The 19055-nt window shown below is 64.7% G+C and carries 16 protein-coding genes and 1 pseudogene; 14 read left to right on the forward strand and 3 right to left on the reverse strand.

Going from position 1 to position 19055, the window contains the following annotated elements; genetic code table 11:
- The first annotated feature begins 72 nt into the window (after positions 1-72).
- The 8 genes and pseudogenes from ACIPZ5_RS19740 (at position 73) to ACIPZ5_RS19775 (ending at position 9262) form a co-directional block, all read left to right on the forward strand.
- Positions 73-807: a gluconate 2-dehydrogenase subunit 3 family protein gene (locus ACIPZ5_RS19740; protein ID WP_400810234.1), complete on the forward strand. Its 735-nt coding sequence runs from the start codon at positions 73-75 to the stop codon at positions 805-807.
- Between the two features lie 3 nt (positions 808-810).
- Positions 811-2595, forward strand: coding sequence for a GMC family oxidoreductase (locus tag ACIPZ5_RS19745; protein ID WP_261944192.1), 1785 nt, complete (start codon positions 811-813; stop codon positions 2593-2595).
- 12 nt (positions 2596-2607) lie between these two features.
- The gene (locus tag ACIPZ5_RS19750) at positions 2608-3846 is read left to right on the forward strand and encodes a c-type cytochrome (protein WP_400810236.1); all 1239 of its coding nucleotides are present in this window, start codon (positions 2608-2610) and stop codon (positions 3844-3846) included.
- 263 nt (positions 3847-4109) lie between these two features.
- Positions 4110-5132, forward strand: coding sequence for a LacI family DNA-binding transcriptional regulator (locus ACIPZ5_RS19755; RefSeq protein ID WP_261944194.1), 1023 nt, complete (start codon positions 4110-4112; stop codon positions 5130-5132).
- 70 nt (positions 5133-5202) lie between these two features.
- A complete protein-coding gene (locus ACIPZ5_RS19760; RefSeq protein ID WP_400810238.1) occupies positions 5203-5988 on the forward strand; it encodes a sugar phosphate isomerase/epimerase family protein in 786 nt (261 codons plus the stop codon).
- Positions 5981-6931, forward strand: a complete 951-nt coding sequence (locus tag ACIPZ5_RS19765; RefSeq protein ID WP_400810240.1) for a sugar kinase — start codon at positions 5981-5983, stop codon at positions 6929-6931. The genes ACIPZ5_RS19760 and ACIPZ5_RS19765 overlap by 8 nt, the downstream gene beginning before the upstream one ends.
- 63 nt (positions 6932-6994) lie before the next feature.
- A pseudogene (locus ACIPZ5_RS19770) lies at positions 6995-8279 on the forward strand (MFS transporter).
- Between the two features lie 17 nt (positions 8280-8296).
- Positions 8297-9262: a 2-hydroxyacid dehydrogenase gene (locus ACIPZ5_RS19775; RefSeq protein ID WP_400810242.1), complete on the forward strand. Its 966-nt coding sequence runs from the start codon at positions 8297-8299 to the stop codon at positions 9260-9262.
- A 135-nt stretch (positions 9263-9397) separates the two neighbouring features.
- Here ACIPZ5_RS19775 and cprA read toward each other — a convergent pair whose 3' ends face one another.
- A complete protein-coding gene (gene cprA, locus ACIPZ5_RS19780; protein ID WP_400810244.1) occupies positions 9398-10546 on the reverse strand; it encodes a cationic peptide resistance protein CprA in 1149 nt (382 codons plus the stop codon).
- A 377-nt stretch (positions 10547-10923) separates the two neighbouring features.
- Between cprA and ACIPZ5_RS19785 the strand changes: the two genes are divergently transcribed.
- The 5 genes from ACIPZ5_RS19785 (at position 10924) to ACIPZ5_RS19805 (ending at position 17373) form a co-directional block, all read left to right on the forward strand.
- On the forward strand, positions 10924-11847 hold the full coding sequence (locus tag ACIPZ5_RS19785; RefSeq protein WP_261944200.1) for a LysR substrate-binding domain-containing protein: 924 nt from the start codon (positions 10924-10926) through the stop codon (positions 11845-11847).
- 406 nt (positions 11848-12253) lie between these two features.
- Entirely contained in the window at positions 12254-14041 is a 1788-nt protein-coding gene (locus ACIPZ5_RS19790) for an N-acetylglutaminylglutamine amidotransferase (protein ID WP_400810246.1), read from the forward strand.
- A 3-nt stretch (positions 14042-14044) separates the two neighbouring features.
- Positions 14045-15790 (forward strand): N-acetylglutaminylglutamine synthetase, encoded by a 1746-nt coding sequence (ngg, locus tag ACIPZ5_RS19795; RefSeq protein WP_343598961.1) that lies wholly within the window; start codon positions 14045-14047, stop codon positions 15788-15790.
- A gap of 115 nt (positions 15791-15905) precedes the next feature.
- The gene (locus ACIPZ5_RS19800) at positions 15906-17090 is read left to right on the forward strand and encodes an osmoprotectant NAGGN system M42 family peptidase (RefSeq protein ID WP_110639583.1); all 1185 of its coding nucleotides are present in this window, start codon (positions 15906-15908) and stop codon (positions 17088-17090) included.
- 55 nt (positions 17091-17145) lie between these two features.
- Positions 17146-17373 carry a YheU family protein gene (locus tag ACIPZ5_RS19805; protein WP_003252629.1) on the forward strand — a complete coding sequence of 76 codons (228 nt, stop codon included), beginning with the start codon at positions 17146-17148 and terminating at the stop codon, positions 17371-17373.
- Positions 17374-17486: 113 nt separating this feature from the next.
- Here the strand turns inward: ACIPZ5_RS19805 and csrA are convergent, their stop codons facing one another.
- A complete protein-coding gene (csrA, locus tag ACIPZ5_RS19810; RefSeq protein WP_261941162.1) occupies positions 17487-17675 on the reverse strand; it encodes a carbon storage regulator CsrA in 189 nt (62 codons plus the stop codon).
- A gap of 128 nt (positions 17676-17803) precedes the next feature.
- Positions 17804-18613, reverse strand: coding sequence for an SDR family oxidoreductase (locus tag ACIPZ5_RS19815; RefSeq protein ID WP_261941163.1), 810 nt, complete (start codon positions 18611-18613; stop codon positions 17804-17806).
- A 251-nt stretch (positions 18614-18864) separates the two neighbouring features.
- Here ACIPZ5_RS19815 and ACIPZ5_RS19820 point away from each other — a divergent pair, with 251 nt between their 5' ends.
- Positions 18865-19017, forward strand: coding sequence for a DUF3309 family protein (locus tag ACIPZ5_RS19820; RefSeq protein WP_012271016.1), 153 nt, complete (start codon positions 18865-18867; stop codon positions 19015-19017).
- The last annotated feature ends 38 nt before the right edge of the window (positions 19018-19055 follow it).

Consider the following 19055-nt stretch of genomic DNA (forward strand, 5'->3'; position numbering starts at 1 on the left):
GCCGTTTTTCCGGCCTGACCGGACACCAGATGGCGCAACCCAAGGCCGCCCCAATGCCGATGAGGACTCGAAATGCCTGAGCATGCCCCCGATAACCCGCGCCGGGACTTCCTGCGCAAGACCCTGACCTTGATCCCGGTGGTCACCGTGGCCAGTACCGGCCTCGGTGCCAGTCAGTTGCTGGCCGAGCCTGTGCGCGAACCCAAGGTGCCGGCCACACCCTCGGCTGGCAACTATCAGCCGACCTTCTTCACCGCCGAAGAGTGGGCGTTCCTGCAAGCGGCCGTGTCGCGCATCATTCCCGCCGACGAACTCGGCCCCGGAGCACTGGAAGCTGGCGCCGCCGAATTCATCGACCGCCAGATGAACACCCCTTACGCCACCGGCGCCCAGTGGTACATGCAAGGCCCGTTCAAGGCCGACGCCGCCCCGGAGCTCGGCTACCAGTTGCAACTCAGCCCGCAACAGATCTACCGCTTAGGGATAGCCGCCACGGAGGCCTGGAGCAAAAACGCCAGCGGTAAAACCTTTGCCGAGCAAGATAGCGCTACCCGAGACAGGATTCTCGGCAAGATCGAAGCCGGTGAGATCGTTTTCGAGCAGGTGCCGGCCAAGGTGTTCTTCAGCCTGCTGGTACAGAACACCCGCGAAGGCTTCTTCTGCGACCCGATTCACGGCGGCAACAAAGGCATGGTCGGCTGGACGCAGATTGGCTTCCCGGGTGCCCGGGCAGATTTCATGGACTGGGTCGAGCGCAACGCGCCATACCCGTTCCCGGCCGTTTCGATTCGTGGCGAGAGGGCGTAAGGCATGGCCAATGCAATGAAAAAGGCTGACGTGGTGATTGTCGGCTTCGGCTGGGCCGGCGCAATCATGGCCAAGGAACTCACCGAAGCCGGGCTGCAGGTGGTGGCGCTGGAGCGCGGGCCGATGCAGGACACCTACCCGGACGGCAGCTACCCGCAGGTGATCGACGAGCTGACCTACAGCGTGCGCAAGAAGCTGTTCGTCGATGTGTCGAAAGAAACCGTCACCATCCGCCACAGCGTCAACGATGTTGCGCTGCCCAACCGCCAGCTCGGCGCCTTCCTGCCGGGCAAGGGCGTTGGCGGTGCGGGCCTGCACTGGTCGGGCGTGCACTTTCGGGTCGACCCGATGGAGCTGCGCATGCGCAGCCACTACGAGGAGCGCTACGGCAAGCGCTTCATCCCCGAAGACATGACCATCCAGGACTTCGGCGTCAGCTACGAGGAGCTCGAGCCGCATTTCGACTTCGCCGAGAAGGTCTTCGGCACTTCGGGCCAGGCCTGGACCGTCAAGGGCAAGCGGGTGGGCGAAGGGAAGGGCGGCAACCCCTACGCGCCTGACCGCTCCAACCCGTTCCCGCTGGAATCGCAAAAGAACGTGGTGTCGGCCAAGCTGTTCGAAAAGGCCGCCGCCAGCCTCGGCTACAAACCCTACAACTTGCCGTCGGCCAACACCTCCGGGCCGTACACCAACCCGTACGGCGCGCAGATGGGCCCGTGCAACTTCTGCGGCTTCTGCAGCGGCTACGTCTGCTACATGTACTCCAAGGCCTCGCCGAACGTGAACATCCTGCCGGCGCTGCGCCAGGTGCCGAACTTCGAACTGCGCGCCAACGCCCACGTGCTGCGGGTGAACCTTGACGACAGCAAGCGCAAGGCCACCGGTGTGACCTACATCGATGCCCAGGGCCGCGAAGTGGAGCAACCGGCGGACATCGTCATCCTTGCCGCCTTCCAGTTCAACAACGTGCGCCTGATGCTGCTGTCCGGCATCGGCAAGCCTTACGACCCGGTCAAGAACGAAGGGGTGGTCGGGCGCAACTTTGCCTACCAGAACATGGGCACGGTCAAGGCGTTCTTCGACAAGGACACCTACACCAACAACTTCATCGGTGCTGGCGGCAACGGCGTGGCCATCGACGACTTCAACGCCGACAACTTCGACCATGGGCCGCACGGCTTCGTCGGTGGCTCGCCGATGTGGGTCAACCAGGCCGGCAGCCGGCCGATCGCCGGGGTCGCCAACCCGCCGGGCACCCCGGCCTGGGGCAGCGCCTGGAAGAAGGCCACCGCCGACTACTACACCCACCAGGTGTCGATGGACGCCCACGGTGCGCACCAGTCGTACCGCGGTAACTACCTTGACCTCGATCCGACCTACCGCGATGCCTACGGCCAGCCGCTGCTGCGCATGACCTTCGACTGGCAAGAGAACGACATCAGGATGAACCAGTTCATGGTCGACAAGCTGAGCAAGATCGCCCAGGCGATGAACCCCAAGTCCATCGCCATTCTCGGCAAGAAGGTCAAGGAGCACTTCAACACCGCCAGCTACCAGACCACCCACCTCAACGGTGGCGCGATCATGGGCAGCGACCCTGCAACCAGCGCCCTGAACCGCTACCTGCAGAGCTGGGACGTGCACAACGTGTTCGTCCCCGGTGCTTCGGCGTTCCCCCAGGGCCTGGGCTACAACCCCACGGGCCTGGTAGCCGCGCTGACCTACTGGTCGGCCCGGGCGATCCGCGAGCAGTACCTGAAGAACCCCGGCCCGCTGGTTCAGGCTTGAGGAGCGATGAACATGAAGAACCTGTTGATCGCAACCCTGCTGCTGGGCGCCACCGCCGCAGCCCAGGCCGACGATGCCTTGGTGAAGAAGGGCGAATACCTGGCCCGCGCGGGTGACTGCGTGGCCTGCCATACCGCCAAGGGCGGCCAGCCCTTTGCCGGTGGGTTACCGATGGAGACCCCGATCGGCACGGTGTATTCCACCAACATAACGCCCCACGCCAGCGGCATCGGCCAGTACAGCTTCGCCGACTTCGACCAGGCCGTGCGCAAAGGCATCGCCAAGGACGGCAGCACCTTGTACCCGGCCATGCCGTACCCGTCCTATGCGCGGGTCAGCGACGACGACATGCAGGCGCTGTATGCGTACTTCATGCACGGCGTCGAGCCGGTCGCGCAGGCCAACAAGCCGACCGATATCCCCTGGCCGTTGAGCATGCGCTGGCCGCTGTCGATCTGGCGCGGGCTGTTCGCCCCCGAGGTGCAAGCCTGGCAGGCGCCGGCCGCTGCAGACCCGGTGGTCAGCCGTGGCGCCTACCTGGTCGAAGGCCTGGGCCACTGTGGCGCCTGCCACACCCCGCGCGCCCTGACCATGCAGGAAAAGGCACTGAGCCCGGCGGACGGCGAGCAGTTCCTGGCTGGCAGTGCGCCGTTGGAAGGCTGGATCGCCAAGAACCTGCGCGGCGACTACAAGGACGGCCTGGGCAGCTGGAGCGAGGCGCAGCTGGTGCAGTTCCTCAAGACGGGGCGCAGCGACCGCAGCGCGGTGTTCGGCGGCATGAGCGATGTGGTCGAACACAGCATGCAGCACCTGAGCGACGCCGACCTGACCGCCATCGCCCGCTACCTGAAGACCCTGCCGCCGAGCGATCCGAACGACAAGCCGCATGTGTATGACAAGCAGGTGGCCGATGCCTTGTGGCAGGGCGACGACAGCAAGCCGGGGGCGTCGGTGTACATCGACAACTGCGCGGCTTGCCACCGTACCGATGGCCACGGCTATACCCGGGTGTTCCCGGCCCTGGCGGGCAACCCGGTGGTGCAGACGGCGGATGCCACCTCGCTGATCCATGTGGTGCTGGCGGGCGGCACGGTGCCGGCGACCCATACAGCGCCGTCGAACTTCACCATGCCGGCGTTCGGCTGGCGCCTGAGCGACCAGGAAGTGGCGGATGTGGTCAATTTCATTCGCACCAGCTGGGGTAACCAGGGCAGTGCAGTCAGCGCCGCTGATGTGAAGCAGCTGCGGTAACTGCAGCGCTGTAACTCTGTGGGGGCGGGTTTACCCGCGAATGCGTTGTTGAACCCGACATCGCATTCGCGGGTGAACCCGCTCCCACACCGTCTGGCTTAAACCTTGTATTTATATCAATAGGTTATTGCACACACTTCTTGCCTTACCTCACTCTCCTTGTGACACTCCCGGCAAAAGTCAGGTTGACGAACGCGCAAGGTTTTGCTGTATTGAAACCGGTTTCATTCGCCGTCACCCAAAACAATCACAAGGGACCCGCAATGACCGATTCACCTTCCAATGCCCGCGAGCGGGTGACCATCAGTGAAGTGGCACGTGTGGCCGGTGTGTCCAAGGCCACGGTCTCGCGCTACATCGGCGGCGATCGCCAGCTGCTGGCCGAAGCCACCGCCAAGCGCCTGGAACAGGTCATCGAACGCCTGGGCTACCGGCCCAACCAAATGGCCCGCGGCCTCAAGCGTGGGCAGACACGCCTGATCGGCATGCTCGTGGCTGACATTCTCAACCCCTATTCAGTGGCCGTGATGCATGGCGTGGAAACCGCATGCCGCCAGCACGGCTACAGCCTGGTGGTGTGCAACACCAACCGCGACGACGAGCAGGAGCGCCACCACCTGACGGCCTTGCAGTCCTACAACGTCGAAGGGCTGATCGTGAACACCCTCGGCCGCCATCCCGGCGAACTGCTCAACCTGCAGCGCGACATCCCCATGGTGCTGGTCGACCGGCAACTGCCGGAGCTCAAGGTCGACCTGGTCGGCCTGGACAACGCCGATGCCATCGAGCAGGCGCTGGACCACCTGCAGGCGCAAGGCTACCGCGATATTCTCGCGGTCACCGAACCGCTCGACGGCACCAGCTCGCGCCTGGAGCGGGTACAGGCGTTCACCGCATCGATCAGCAACCGCAATGGCATGCGCCAGCAACTGCTGGAAGTCGACGCCGGCCTGCCGGCCAAGCTCGGCGCCTTTCTTGCCAGCAAGGGCCACGGGCCGCAGGCGATCTTCACCTTCAACGGCGTGGCCACCCTGGCGGTTACCCGCGTGTTGCACGATTCGGGCTGCAAGCTGTTCAGCGAGGTGGGCCTGATCGCCCTCGATGAACTGGACTGGTACCCCTTGGTCGGCAGCGGCATCACGGCACTGGCCCAGCCCACCGAGCGCATCGGCGTGGCCGCTTTCGAGTGCCTGCTCGAACGCCTGCGCGGCAGCCACGACGCGCCTCGACGCATTGATTTCAAGGCCACGCTGATCACCCGAGGTTCTACCCAGGCACATCAATAACCTGCGGGCAGCAGGGCTGCCCGTGTTACTGCAGCTAAAAAATGAAACCGGTTTCATAAGGACAACAACAATGCACGCGAACCCCGTTTCCATCAGCCTCTCCAGCTACGGCGCCGACCTTGTGCGGCAACGCGGCCAGTTGAGTTTTGTCGAACTGCTGGCGGCTGCCGGCGCCAGGCGCATCGAACTGCGCGAAGAGTTGTTTGACGCAGCGCCGGACACTGTCGCGCTTTCGGCAGCGATCGCCGGGGCAGGGCTGGAGTGTCTGTATTCCTCGCCACTGGAACTGTGGACGGCGCAAGGCCAGCCAGACCCACGCCTGCCTGCGAAACTGGCGCTGGCAAGGGCGCTGGGCGCCGTGGCGCTGAAGGTTTCACTGGGGCATTACCATGAGCAATGCGATGTCAGTGCGTTGCAGGCACTGCTGCACGAGGGGGACCCTGTGTTGCTGGTGGAGAATGACCAGACCCCACAAGGTGGGCGTATCGAGCCGCTGCTGCGTTTCTTCCAGCAAGCGCAGGGTTGGGGGCTGCCGCTGGGCATGACCTTCGACATCGGCAACTGGCGGTGGCAGGGCGAGTCCGCGTTGCAAGCCGCCCGCCAGCTTGGCCGCTGGGTGCGTTACGTGCACTGCAAGGCGGTGCAGCAAGGCGCAGATGGCCGCTTGCACGCTACGGCGCCGAAGGCTGCCGACCTGCTGGCCTGGGCGGCGCTGTTCGATGAATTCAGCCCCGGCCTGGTGCGTGCGGTCGAGTACCCGTTGGTCAGCGATGACCTGCTGGCGCTGACCCGCGCCCAGGTGCACAACCTGGCAAGACTGGGGTTGGGGGTGAACGAGGAGGTGAGCCATGCTTGAGCATGACGTGCTGTGTTTCGGCGAGACCATGGCCATGTTCGTCGCCGAACAGGCCGGCGACCTGGCCAGCGTCGACAGCTTCGGCAAACGCATCGCCGGCGCCGACAGCAACGTTGCCATTGGCCTGGCCCGGCTGGGTTTTCGCGTGCGCTGGCTGAGCCGGGTAGGCGATGACTCGCTGGGGCGTTTCGTGCTCGCCAGCCTGCGCCAGGAAGGCCTCGATTGCAGCCGCGTCGAGGTCGATGGCAGCCGCCCGACCGGCTTTCAGCTGAAAAGCCGTTGCGATGATGGCAGCGACCCGGCCGTGGAGTACTTCCGCACCGACTCGGCCGCCAGCCGCCTCTCCACCGCGCTGCTCGACCCGGCACTGCTGCAGGCCCGCCATCTGCATGCCACGGGCATTCCGCCGGCGCTGTCGGCCAGCTGCCGGGCACTGTCCCATGCCCTGATCGACGGCATGCGGGCGGCGGGGCGGAGTGTGTCATTCGACCCGAACCTGCGCCCGTCGCTGTGGCCCGACCGCACGACCATGGTCCGTGAAATCAACGCCCTGGCGGTGAAAGCCCACTGGGTCTTGCCCGGCCTGGAAGAGGGCCGCCTGCTGACTGGCCAGCATACACCCGCCGACATCGCGTCCTTCTACCTCGACCAGGGCGTGGAACACGTGGTGATCAAGCTCGGCGATGCAGGGGCCTACTACCGCGATGGCCGAGGCTCGGGGCAGGTCGCCCCGGTACCGGTGGCCAAGGTGGTGGACACCGTGGGCGCCGGTGATGCCTTTGCCGTCGGTGTGGTCAGCGCGCTGCTCGAAGGCCGCCCGCTGGCCGACGCGGTGGCGCGCGGCAACTGGTGCGGCAGCCGCGCCGTGCAATCACGTGGCGACATGGAAGGCCTACCACACCGCTTTGAGCTGCAAGCGCACGAACTGCGCAGAAGTGCCTGAACCGCTGAACGCCGGCATGCCGGCCCTGTTGCGACAAAAACAACAAGCTCAGGAGAACGTTTCATGCAATCGACTCGCCTCGCACCACGTCGCTGGTGGTACATCATTCCGATCGTCTTCATCACCTACAGCCTGGCCTACCTGGACCGCGCCAACTACGGCTTTGCTGCTGCCTCGGGCATGGCCGACGACCTTAAGATCACGCCCGTGCTGTCTTCGCTGTTGGGGGCGCTGTTCTTCCTTGGCTACTTCTTCTTCCAGGTGCCCGGCGCGATCTACGCGCAAAAGCGCAGCGTGAAGAAACTGATTTTCGTCAGCCTGATCCTCTGGGGCGGCCTGGCGACCCTGACCGGGATGATCAGCAACGTCTACCTGCTGATCGCCATCCGCTTCCTGCTTGGGGTGGTGGAAGCGGCGGTGATGCCGGCCATGCTGGTGTACCTGTGCCACTGGTTCACCCGCGACGAGCGGTCGCGGGCCAACACCTTCCTGATGCTCGGCAACCCGGTGACCATCCTGTGGATGTCGGTGGTGTCGGGGTACTTGATCAAGCATTTCGACTGGCGCTGGATGTTCATCATCGAGGGCCTGCCGGCGGTGCTCTGGGCCTTCATCTGGTGGCGCCTGGTGGATGACCGCCCGGCCCAGGTGACGTGGCTGAGCGAACAGGAAAAGGCCAGCCTGGAGCAGGCCCTGGCTGCCGAGCAGCAAGGTATCAAACCGGTGAAGAATTACCGCGAGGCGTTCCGATCGCCACAGGTGATCGTGCTGTCACTGCAGTATTTCTGCTGGAGCATCGGTGTGTATGGCTTCGTGCTGTGGTTGCCGTCGATTCTCAAGCAGGCGGCCAATGTCGATATCGTCGAGGCCGGCTGGTTGGCCTCGGTGCCCTACATGGCGGCCGTGCTGGGCATGATCGGTGTGTCGTGGGCCTCGGACCGGCTGCAGAAGCGCAAGCGCTTCGTCTGGCCGCCGCTGCTGATCGCTGCGGTGGCGTTCTACGGCTCCTATGCCTTGGGCACCGAGCACTTCTGGTTGTCCTACGCGCTGCTGGTGATTGCCGGTGCCTGCATGTACGCGCCATATGGCCCGTTCTTCGCCATCGTGCCGGAGATTCTGCCGAGCAACGTGGCCGGCGGGGCGATGGCGCTGATCAACAGCATGGGCGCGCTGGGATCGTTCGGAGGCTCGTGGCTGGTGGGCTATCTCAACGGCGCCACGGGCGGCCCGGGCGCCTCTTACCTGTTCATGTCGGGGGCGCTGCTGACTGCTGTCGCCCTGACCGCCGTACTGAAAACCTCACAGACCTCAGCCCGGGCCAAGCGCGGCGGCCCACGACTGGCCATGAGCCAATAGGAAGCTGCAATGAAAAAACGCATCGTCTTGTACAAACGCCTGTCCGACGCCTTGCAGGCAAAGCTTGAGCAACAGGTGGAGGTGACCTGGGTGGACACCAGCGCCGCGGATGGCCTGGCGCGTCTGCGCGACGCCTTGCCCGGCGCGCATGGCCTGCTGGGCGCCAGTCTGCGCCTGGACAGCGACTTGCTCGACCTGGCGCCGCAGCTGGAGGTGATTTCCAGTGTGTCGGTTGGGGTCGACAATTACGACATCGCCGACCTGACACGGCGTGGCGTGATGCTCACCAACACCCCTGACGTGCTCACCGAAACCACGGCCGATACCGGTTTTGCCTTGATCCTGGCCACTGCGCGGCGGGTGGTCGAGCTGGCCGGTTGGGTTCGCCAGGGGAAATGGCAGGCGAGCCTTGGGCCAGCGCACTTCGGCACCGATGTGCATGGCAAGACCCTGGGCATCGTTGGCATGGGCCGCATCGGTGAAGCGCTGGCGCGGCGTGGCGCGGCCGGGTTCGGGATGCGCGTGCTGTACCACAGTTCGCGGCCAAAGCCCGACGTGGATGCGCGTTATGCCGCGCGTTACTGCAGCCTGGACACGCTGTTGGCCGAGGCCGATTACCTGTGCCTGACGGTGCCGCTCAGTGCCAGCACCGAGGGCCTGATCGGCGCCCGTGAGCTGGCGCTGATGAAGCCCGAGGCGATCCTGGTGAACATTGCCCGTGGGCGGGTGGTGGATGAGGCAGCGTTGATCGAGGCGCTGCAGCACAAGCGGATTCGCGGGGCCGGGCTGGATGTGTTCGTGCAGGAGCCGCTGGCTGCCGATTCGCCGCTGTTGCAGCTCGACAACGTGGTGGCGACGCCGCATATCGGTTCAGCGACCCATGAGACGCGGGAAGCCATGGCCAGTTGTGCGGTGGACAACCTGTTGAGTGCCTTGTCGGGCCACAGACCGCCAAATCTGGTCAACGACCGCTAATTAAGCATGGTCAACGCTTCTCTGTGGGAGCGGGTTTACCGCGAACACCGGCGAAGCCGGTGCCATGCACCGAGTCGCCTTCTTCGCGGGTAAACCCGCTCCCACAGGGCGAGTGTCAAGCCTTGAGGTATGGACCTACTTGAAATCCCACTGCATCTGAGTAGCGATGCTCACCCCGCTGGATGACTTCACGCAGACATCCAGGTAATCCGTGAAGCGTGGCGGCATGGCGATGCCTTCTTCGAGCAGGCGGCTGTTGTCGAACAGGTAGTTGAGGTCGGCAAAGCCGCTGTACAGGCGCAGGGCGCGCAGTACCAGGCGCGGGTTGGCCGGGCCGATGCGCGCTTCAAAGTCCTGCGCCAGGCTTTTCAGGTCATCGACATCGACCTTGCGGTAGCGCTCGCCAACCGGCTGCGCGCCGTTGGCATGGGCGAAGGCCTGGTCGATCTCGCCAAAGGTGCAGGCGGCCTGGTGGCCGGCGGAGATGTGGTACAGGTTGTGCTCCAGGCGTGGCTTGAGCGTCAGGCCGATCAGCGCTTCGGCGCAGTAATCGACCGGGATCACATCGATCTGCTCGTTCAGCTCGCAGGTGAAGCTCTCCAGCGCGAAGCCCATGCGGAACACCCAGAAGATGCTGGCCGAAGCCTGGCAACCGAGGGTGCGGTGCCCGACCACGATGGACGGGCGCGCCACCACCAGCGGCAGTTGCGGCAGCTGCTCGCTCATGCGCCGTTCGATCTCGGCCTTGGAGGCGGTGTAGTCGACCAGCTGTTGCTCGGCAGCGGGGAAGTCCCACGACTCGCTGATCGGCGACTCACGCTGCGGGCCGCAGCTCATGGCCGTGCCCACGTGCAGGAAGCGCTTGAGGCGCGTCGAGCGGCTCATCACCTCGGCGAAGGCGTAGGTGCCTTCGACATTGACCGGCCAGATGTTCGGGTTCTTCGAGAACGACGCCACCGCCGCGCAGTTGATCACCCGGTCGATCTGCATCAGCCGGGGCGTGGCCTCGGCCAGCCAGCGGGTATCGAGGAAGTCGCCGCAAATGATCTGGTCGGCGCGCAAGGCCAGGCAGTCACGTTCGCCAACGCCGTGTTGGCGAAGGTTGTCGCGCAGGCGTTCGAGGCCTTGCTCTCGGCTGTCGGCACGGACCAGGAAACATAAGTTGGCACTGCGGCCATTGGCGATCAGTTGGGCCGTGACCGAACCACCGAGAAAACCGGTGGCGCCGGTCAGCAGCAGATGTTCGTGAAGAGCGAAGTTGATGTGTGGGGCAGGCGCGTTCATAAACTTCCTCTGAAAAGTTTATTGGCGGGTATCGAGGGTTGAGCTCGTGCCTGGAGCGCGCAGGGACTGGCGTTCAGCTCGGAGCGGAGCCGATTGTCAGGGCGTTTGGAGGGAAGTTGCAATTAACGAAATGCGGGTTTCATATGAAACAAAAGTTAATGAAAGTATTAGCCTTTATTAATTAAATGATGCGCTGTGCAAACATGACATAGGCGTTGTTATGAGCAAGTGAGTTAAACGTGAAAAATACCTTCAGGCTCTGAGGGCGCCGGGAAACTCGCGCGCAGAGACCATTATCCGGGGCGATAAGCCGGGGCTGGGCGGCGCACTGACCTGACGCCTATCCTGTTGGCATTGGACGACAATCAGGAGCGGGCATGAATCGAAACGAACTGCGCAAGGCGGACATCAACCTCATGGTGGTGTTCGAAGCCTTGATGCAAGAGCGCAACCTCACCCGCGCCGCCGAGAAGCTGTTTCTCGCCCAGCCCACGGTCAGCGCGGCCCTGGCCAGGCTGCGCACGATGTTCAACGATCCGTTGCTGGTCCGTGTCGGCAACCGCATGGAGCCATCTGCCCGGGCGGCGGAGGTGATCAAGCACCTTACCCCGGCACTGGACGCGATGTCGGCTGCCCTGAGCCTGACCCATGATTTCGACCCGCCGACCAGTACGATGACCTTCAGGATCGGCTTGTCCGATGATGTCGAATCGGGGCTGCTGCCGCCGTTGCTGCGGGCGCTGCGCACCGAGGCGCCGCATGTGGTGGTGGTCGTGCAGCATGTCGACTACTGGCGTATCCCCGACCTGCTGGCGTCGGGGGAGGTCACGGTGGGCATCAGCCAGACCCGCGGCTTGCCGGCCAATGCCAAGCGTAAAGTATTACGTACCATGCAGGCGCGGGTGCTCAGGGCCGACAAGTCCGCGCAAGCGCTGACCCTGGAGCAGTTTTGCCAGCGCCCCCACGTGCAGGTGTCGCCAACGGCAAACACCCAGGGAGTGGTCGATGACTGGCTGAAGGAAATCGGCCATTCGCGCAATGTGGTGTTGTCGGTGCCGCAGTTCAGTTCATTGCCGGCCATTTTGGCCGACACCGACCTGCTTGCCTGCTGCCCGGACTACGCTGCCGAGGCCATGGCCAGCTGGGGCAACCTGCAGGCAGAAACCTTGCCGTTCGATACCGTGCCGCTGGAACTGGCCATGGTCTGGCTGAGCACTACCGACAGCGACCCGGCAGAGCGCTGGCTGCGTGGGCGGTTGGAGTACTACATGAGTGGCAATCGTGAGATACGGGTCGGGTAGGGGATGAGGTGTTCGGCGGGGGATTTTCAGTGTTTGTGCGATCGAGCGCCGCCCGCGCGGCGCATCGCGGATAAATCCGCTCCTACATTTGTTGCAACGTGGCCATGCCTGTGAGGCCATGGTTGTCAGCCGGTTTGCACGACTCAAGTCATGCGCCAAAGGCAGGCAACCATGGCGTAACAGGTTCGGCACGTTGCAACAAATGTAGGAGCGGATTTATCCGCGATGCGCCGCGCGGGCGGCGCTCGATCTCACCGGCGACACAAATTTATCGGCCTACACTCCAAGCCCCACTCGCCTTTATAACAGATCGATCTAAAACTCCCACAAACCGCACAGGTCAGTTCCTTACAGGGTGCCCTAATCCGGGGCACTCATTCCCCAACGGAAAAACCGGTAAGGACCTATGTGCGGATTAGCAGGAGAGTTGCGTTTCACCCCCATCGATCAAGCCCCTCGCCCAGCCGACCTGGCTGCGGTAGAGCGCATCACCCATCACCTGGCGCCCCGCGGCCCCGACGCCTGGGGCTTCCATAGCCAGGGGCCGATCGCCCTCGGCCATCGCCGGCTGAAGATCATGGACCTGTCCGACGGTTCGGCGCAGCCGATGGTCGACAATACCCTGGGCCTCTCGCTGGCCTTCAACGGTGCCATCTACAACTTCCCCGAACTGCGCCAGGAGCTGCAGGATCTGGGCTATAGCTTCTGGTCCGACGGCGACACCGAAGTGTTGCTCAAGGGCTATCACGCCTGGGGCGCGGCCTTGCTGCCCAAGCTCAATGGCATGTTCGCCCTGGCCATCTGGGAGCGCGACAACCAGCGCCTGTTCCTGGCCCGCGACCGCCTCGGAGTCAAGCCGCTGTACCTGTCGCGCAACGGCGAGCGCCTGCGCTTCGCCTCGACCCTGCCGGCGCTGCTCAAGGGTGGCGACATCGACCCGATGCTCGACCCGGTGGCACTCAACCACTACCTCAACTTCCATGCCGTGGTGCCGGCGCCACGCACGTTGCTGGCCAATGTGCAGAAGCTCGAGCCCGGCACCTGGATGCGTGTCGACCGCCACGGTGAAGTCGAGCGCCAGACCTGGTGGCAGCTGCACTATGGCCCCAACCCGGACGAACGCGACCTCGACCTGGAAGGCTGGACCACCCGCGTGCTCGACGGCACCCGCGAGGCGGTGGCGATCCGCCAGCGCGCCGCCGTGGACGTCGGAGTGCTGCTGTCTGGCGGTGTCGATTCCAGCCTGCTGGTCGGCCTGCTGCGCGACGTCGGCGTGGACGACCTGTCGACCTTCTCCATCGGTTTCGAGGATGCCGGGGGCGAACGCGGTAACGAGTTCCAGTACTCCGACCTCATCGCCAAGCATTACGGTACCCGCCACCACCAGCTGCGCATTGCCGAGCACGAGATCATCGAACAGCTGCCGGCGGCCTTCCGCGCCATGAGCGAGCCGATGGTCAGCCACGACTGCATCGCCTTCTACCTGCTGTCGCGGGAGGTGGCCAAGCATTGCAAGGGCGTGCAGAGCGGCCAGGGCGCCGACGAACTGTTCGCCGGCTACCACTGGTACCCGAAGTTGGACGGTGCCGAGGATGCCTTCACGGCCTACCGTGACGCCTTCTTCGACCGCAGCCATGACGAGTACCGCGATACGGTCCAGGCCCCTTGGTTGCTGGAAACCGACGCTGCCGGCGACTTCGTCCGCGAGCACTTCGCCCGCCCCGGCGCACCCGATGCCGTGGACAAGGCATTGCGCCTGGACAGCACGGTGATGCTGGTCGACGACCCGGTCAAACGGGTCGACAACATGACCATGGCCTGGGGCCTGGAGGCGCGTACGCCGTTCCTCGATTACCGCCTGGTCGAACTGTCGGCGCGCATTCCGGCACGCTTCAAGCTGCCCGACGGCGGCAAGCAGGTGCTCAAGCAGGCCGCACGGCGGGTGATCCCCCACGAGGTGATCGACCGCAAAAAGGGTTACTTCCCGGTGCCCGGCCTCAAGCACCTGGAAGGCGCGACCTTGGGCTGGGTGCGCGACCTGCTGACCGACCCGAGCCAGGACCGCGGCCTGTTCAAGCCGGCGATGATCGACCGCCTGCTGAGCAACCCGCACGGCCAACTCACCCCGCTGCGCGGCTCCAAGCTGTGGCAACTGGCGGCCCTTAACCTGTGGCTCAGCGAACAAGGAATCTGACCGATGAAAGCCCACGAAATCGCTTACGGTCAGCGCCTGCTGCGCGGCCAGGCGCCGTCCTACGAGCGCCTGCAGGCGCGCCTGGCCGGCGACGGCAGCGAGCCCCACGACCAGCCGCGAGCCTTGCACTGTGGCTGGGGGCGCCTGCTGATCGGCCACACCTACCCGGACGCCGCCAGCCTGGCGGCCGCGCTGCAGGACGAACGCCCCGGCGAGCGCGACATCGCCTTGTACGTGGCGGCGCCACAGCAGCTGCTGGCCCAGGCACCGCAGCAACTGTTCCTCGACCCGTCCGACACCTTGCGCCTGTGGTTTACCGATTACCGACCGGCGCAGCGGGTGTTCCGCGGCTTCCGCGTGCGCCGGGCGCAAAACCCCGGCGACTGGCAGGCGATCAACACCCTGTACCAGGCCCGCGGCATGCTGCCGGTCGACCCTGAATTGGTCACCCCGCGCCACCTCGGTGGCCCGGTGTACTGGCTGGCCGAAGATGAAGACAGCGGCGCGGTGATCGGCAGTGTCATGGGCCTGAACCACAGCAAGGCGTTCGACGACCCGGAACACGGCAGCAGCCTGTGGTGCCTGGCGGTGGACCCGCAGTGCACCCGCCCAGGCGTCGGCGAGGTGCTGGTGCGCCACCTGATCGAGCACTTCATGAGCCGCGGCCTGGCGTATCTCGACCTGTCGGTGCTGCACGACAACCGTCAGGCCAAGCGCCTGTACGACAAACTAGGCTTCCGCAACCTGCCAACCTTCGCGGTCAAACGCAGGAACGGCATCAACCAGCAGCTGTTCCTCGGTCCAGGCCCGGAAGCCACCCTGAACCCCTACGCTCGCATCATCGTCGACGAAGCCTTGCGCCGTGGTATCGAGGTACAGGTGGATGATGCTGCCGCTGGGCTGTTCACCCTGAGCCTGGGCGGGCGGCGCATCCGCTGCCGTGAGTCGTTGAGCGACCTGACCAGCGCCGTGACCATGACCCTGTGCCAGGACAAGCGCCTGACCCAGCATGCCCTGCACGCCGCCGGGCTGCAGGTGCCGGCGCAGCAGCTGGCCGGCAATGCCGACGACAACCTGGCGTTTCTCGACGAGCATGGCGCGGTGGTGGTCAAACCGGTGGATGGCGAACAGGGCCAGGGCGTGGCAGTCAATCTCACCTGCATCGAGGACGTGACCCAGGCCGTGGAAAACGCCCGCCGCTTCGACAGCCGTGTGCTGCTGGAAAGCTTCCATGCCGGCTGCGACCTGCGCATCCTGGTGATTGGCTATGAGGTGGTGGCAGCAGCGATTCGCCACCCGGCCCAGGTGATCGGTGATGGCACGCACAGCGTCCGCCAGCTCATCGAGGCACAGAGCCGTCGGCGCCAGGCAGCAACTGGTGGCGAAAGCCGCATCCCGCTGGATGACGAAACCGAGCGCACCCTGAGTGGCGCGGGTCTGGGCTACGACGATGTGCTGCCGGCAGGCCAGCGTCTGGCTGTGCGGCGCACGGCCAACCTGCATACCGGAGGCACTCTGGAAGACGTCACCGAGCGCCTGCACCCGGTGCTTGCCGATGCCGCCGTGCGGGCGGCGCGGGCGCTGGAAATCCCTGTGGTAGGCCTGGATTTCATGGTTCGCGATGCCGAACACCCGGATTACGTGATCATCGAAGCCAACGAACGCGCCGGCCTGGCCAACCATGAACCGCAGCCGACGGCTGAACGGTTTGTCGACCTGCTGTTCCCGCATAGCCGAGCATTGGCGTAACCCAGTGATGGCCCTTTCGCGGGGCAAGCCCGCGCCCACAATGACCGCGCACACGGCCCCTGTGGGCGCGGGCTTGTCCCGCGAAAGGGCCAGCATAGGAAAAGAGGACCCCCTCATGACCGAACGACTCCCCGAACCCGACCTCGATTACATGAAGCGCGTCCTGCTGGAGATGCTCGCCATCCCCAGCCCAACCGGCTTCACCGACACCATCGTGCGCTACGTGGCCGAACGCCTGGACGAACTGGGCATCCCCTTTGAACTGACCCGCCGCGGCACCATTCGCGCCACCCTCAAGGGCCGGCAGAGTTCGCCAGACCGCGCTGTCTCGGCCCACCTCGACACCATCGGCGCCAGCGTGCGCCAGTTGCAGGACAACGGCCGCCTGGCCCTGGCCCCGGTGGGCTGCTGGTCGAGCCGCTTCGCCGAGGGCAGCCGGGTCAGCGTGTTCACCGACACCGGTGTTTTCCGCGGCAGCGTGTTGCCGCTGATGGCCAGCGGGCACGCCTTCAACACCGCGATCGACCAGATGCCGATCAGCTGGGAACACGTGGAGGTGCGCCTGGACGCCTATTGCACCACCCGCGCCGATTGCGAGGCGCTGGGCATTGCCATCGGTGACTTCGTTGCCTTCGATCCACTGCCGGAGTTCACCGAAAGCGGCCACATCAGCGCCCGCCACCTCGACGACAAGGCCGGCGTCGCGGCCCTGCTGGCCGCACTCAAGGCAGTGGTGGAAAGCGGCCGCCAGCCACTGATCGACTGCCACCCGCTGTTTACCATCACCGAGGAAACCGGCTCTGGCGCGGCCGCCGCCCTGCCCTGGGACGTCAGCGAGTTCGTCGGCATCGACATCGCCCCGGTCGCCCCCGGCCAGGCCTCCAGCGAGCATGCCGTGAGCGTGGCCATGCAGGATTCTTCCGGGCCGTACGATTACCACCTGTCACGCCACCTGCTGAAGCTGGCCGGCGACCAGGATGTGCCGGTACGCCGCGACCTGTTCCGCTATTACTTCAGCGATGCGCACTCGGCCGTGACCGCCGGGCATGACATTCGCACCGCTTTGGTGGCGTTCGGCTGCGATGCCACCCATGGCTACGAGCGTACCCATATCGACAGCCTGGCCGCGCTCAGCCGGCTGCTTTCGGCCTACCTGCTCAGCCCACCGGTGTTCGCCAGCGATTCGCAACCGGCCAATGCCTCGCTCGAGCGCTTCAGCCACCAGTTGGAGCACGATGCGCAGATGGAGAGCGACACCCGGGTGCCGGCTGTGGACAGCCTGGTAGGAAACAAAAGCTGATGGCCGTGGAATCGCGTAGCATGCAGCCATTCATGAACAAGACCGTGCGCTGCCCATGCTGATCCCCTACGACCAACTGCAAGCCGAAACCCTGACCCGCCTGATCGAGGACTTCGTCACCCGCGACGGTACCGACAACGGCGACGACACCCCGCTGGAAACCCGTGTGCTGCGGGTACGCCAGGCATTGGCCAAGGGCCAGGCGTTCATCCTGTTCGACCTGGAGAGCCAACAGTGCCAGTTGCTGGCCAAGCACGACGTGCCCCGCGAGCTGCTCGACTGACAGGGCCGGCCTTTTCGCGGCTCAAGCCGCTCCCACAGGGATCACCTTGAGCCTTAGACCTGCTCAGTACCTGTGGGAGCGGCTTCAGCCGCGAAGAGGCCGGAGCAGGCTGGTCAGGGCTGATCAGCCTTGCACGCCTGCGCTGCCTTGATCCGCCGATACACCTCGGCCCGGTGCACCGGCACCTTGCGCGGTGCTTCCACGCCAAAGCGCACCATGCCATTGCGCGACTCCACTACCTTGATCCGAATATCGTCACCAATGGTGATGACTTCGCCGACTTCACGCCCGATCACCAACATGCTCCGGTCCTCTCGCAACAGGAAAAAACCGCAGCGTGCTTGGGGATATTCGTCTGGACAATACTTCGCCAGCAATTCAGAGCAAACCTACAAGGGTTGGTAATTTCTCCTACAGACAACTCCTACAATCAGCGCGACTGCGCCTTGGCCCGCATCTTGACCGCCATGTCTGCCATCTCGTCATACAGCCGCTCCGGCGCCTGACGCTTGAGCTGCCAGGCCTGGCGCCCGGCCTCATGGGGCAGGATCAGAAACTCGCCCGCCGCGACCTGCTGGTGGATGTAGTCGGCGATATCCGCCGCGCTGATCGGCGAGCCTTCCAGCAGCTTGCCGACTTGGGCCTTCATCGCTGGGTTCGGCCCGCGGAACGATTCGAGCAGGTTGGTCTGGAAGAACGACGGGCACACGCAGTGCACCGCCACTTCCAGCTGGCGCAATTCCACCAGCAGGCTTTCCGACAGCGCCAGCACACCGGCCTTGGCCACGTTGTAGTTGCTCATCCCCGGCCCCTGCATCAGCGCCGCCATGGAGGCGACGTTGATGATTCGCCCCTTGCTGCGCTCAAGCTGTGGCAGGAACGCCTTGCAACCTTTGACCACGCCCATCAGGTTGACCGCGATCTGCCAGTCCCAGTCTTCCAGCGACAGCTCGGCGAAGAAGCCGCCCGAGGCGACGCCGGCGTTGTTGACGATCACATCGATGCCGCCGAATTTTTCTTCGCAGGCCTGGGCCAGGGCGGTGAGCTGGCTGTAGTCGCGCACGTCGCAGCGCTGGACGAAGCCCTCGCCGCCCGCAGCCCGCACCAGCGCCAGGGTTTCGCGCAGGCCCGCCTCGTTGACATCGGCCAGCGCCAGGCGCCAGCCCTCGCGCGCCCAGCGCAGGGCGATCTCGCGGCCCAGGCCCGAGCCGGCGCCAGTGATCATGATGCGGTTTTGCATGGTGGCACGCCTTGTTCTGACAGATTGTGCAACGAGTCTAATCAAGGCCTTGGTGGGAGGCAGGGTTCATCAGGATAGTGAATGGGCGGGCATGACTGCGTGGTCAGTACCGGCCTCTTCGCGGCTTAAGCCGCGAAGAGACCGGCACAGGCAACCATCCAGATTGAATCTTTCACAAGCGGCAACAGTCCGAATTTACAAGAGGCCAGCAGTCCGAGGCCCTTGACCCTAAACCACGCAAGGACTCCGTCATGACCACGATTCTCATCATCATCCTGATCCTTCTGCTGATTGGTGGCTTACCGGTCTTCCCGCACTCGCGCAGCTGGGGCTACGGCCCGTCCGGCATCGTGGGCGTGGTGCTGGTGATTCTGCTGGTGCTATTGCTGCTAGGCATGATCTAGCGGCACAACATGAAAAAACCGCGCCGAGGCGCGGTTTT

It is taken from the genome of Pseudomonas sp. NPDC089428 (genome assembly GCF_044749325.1).
Taxonomy (GTDB): Bacteria; Pseudomonadota; Gammaproteobacteria; order Pseudomonadales; family Pseudomonadaceae; genus Aquipseudomonas.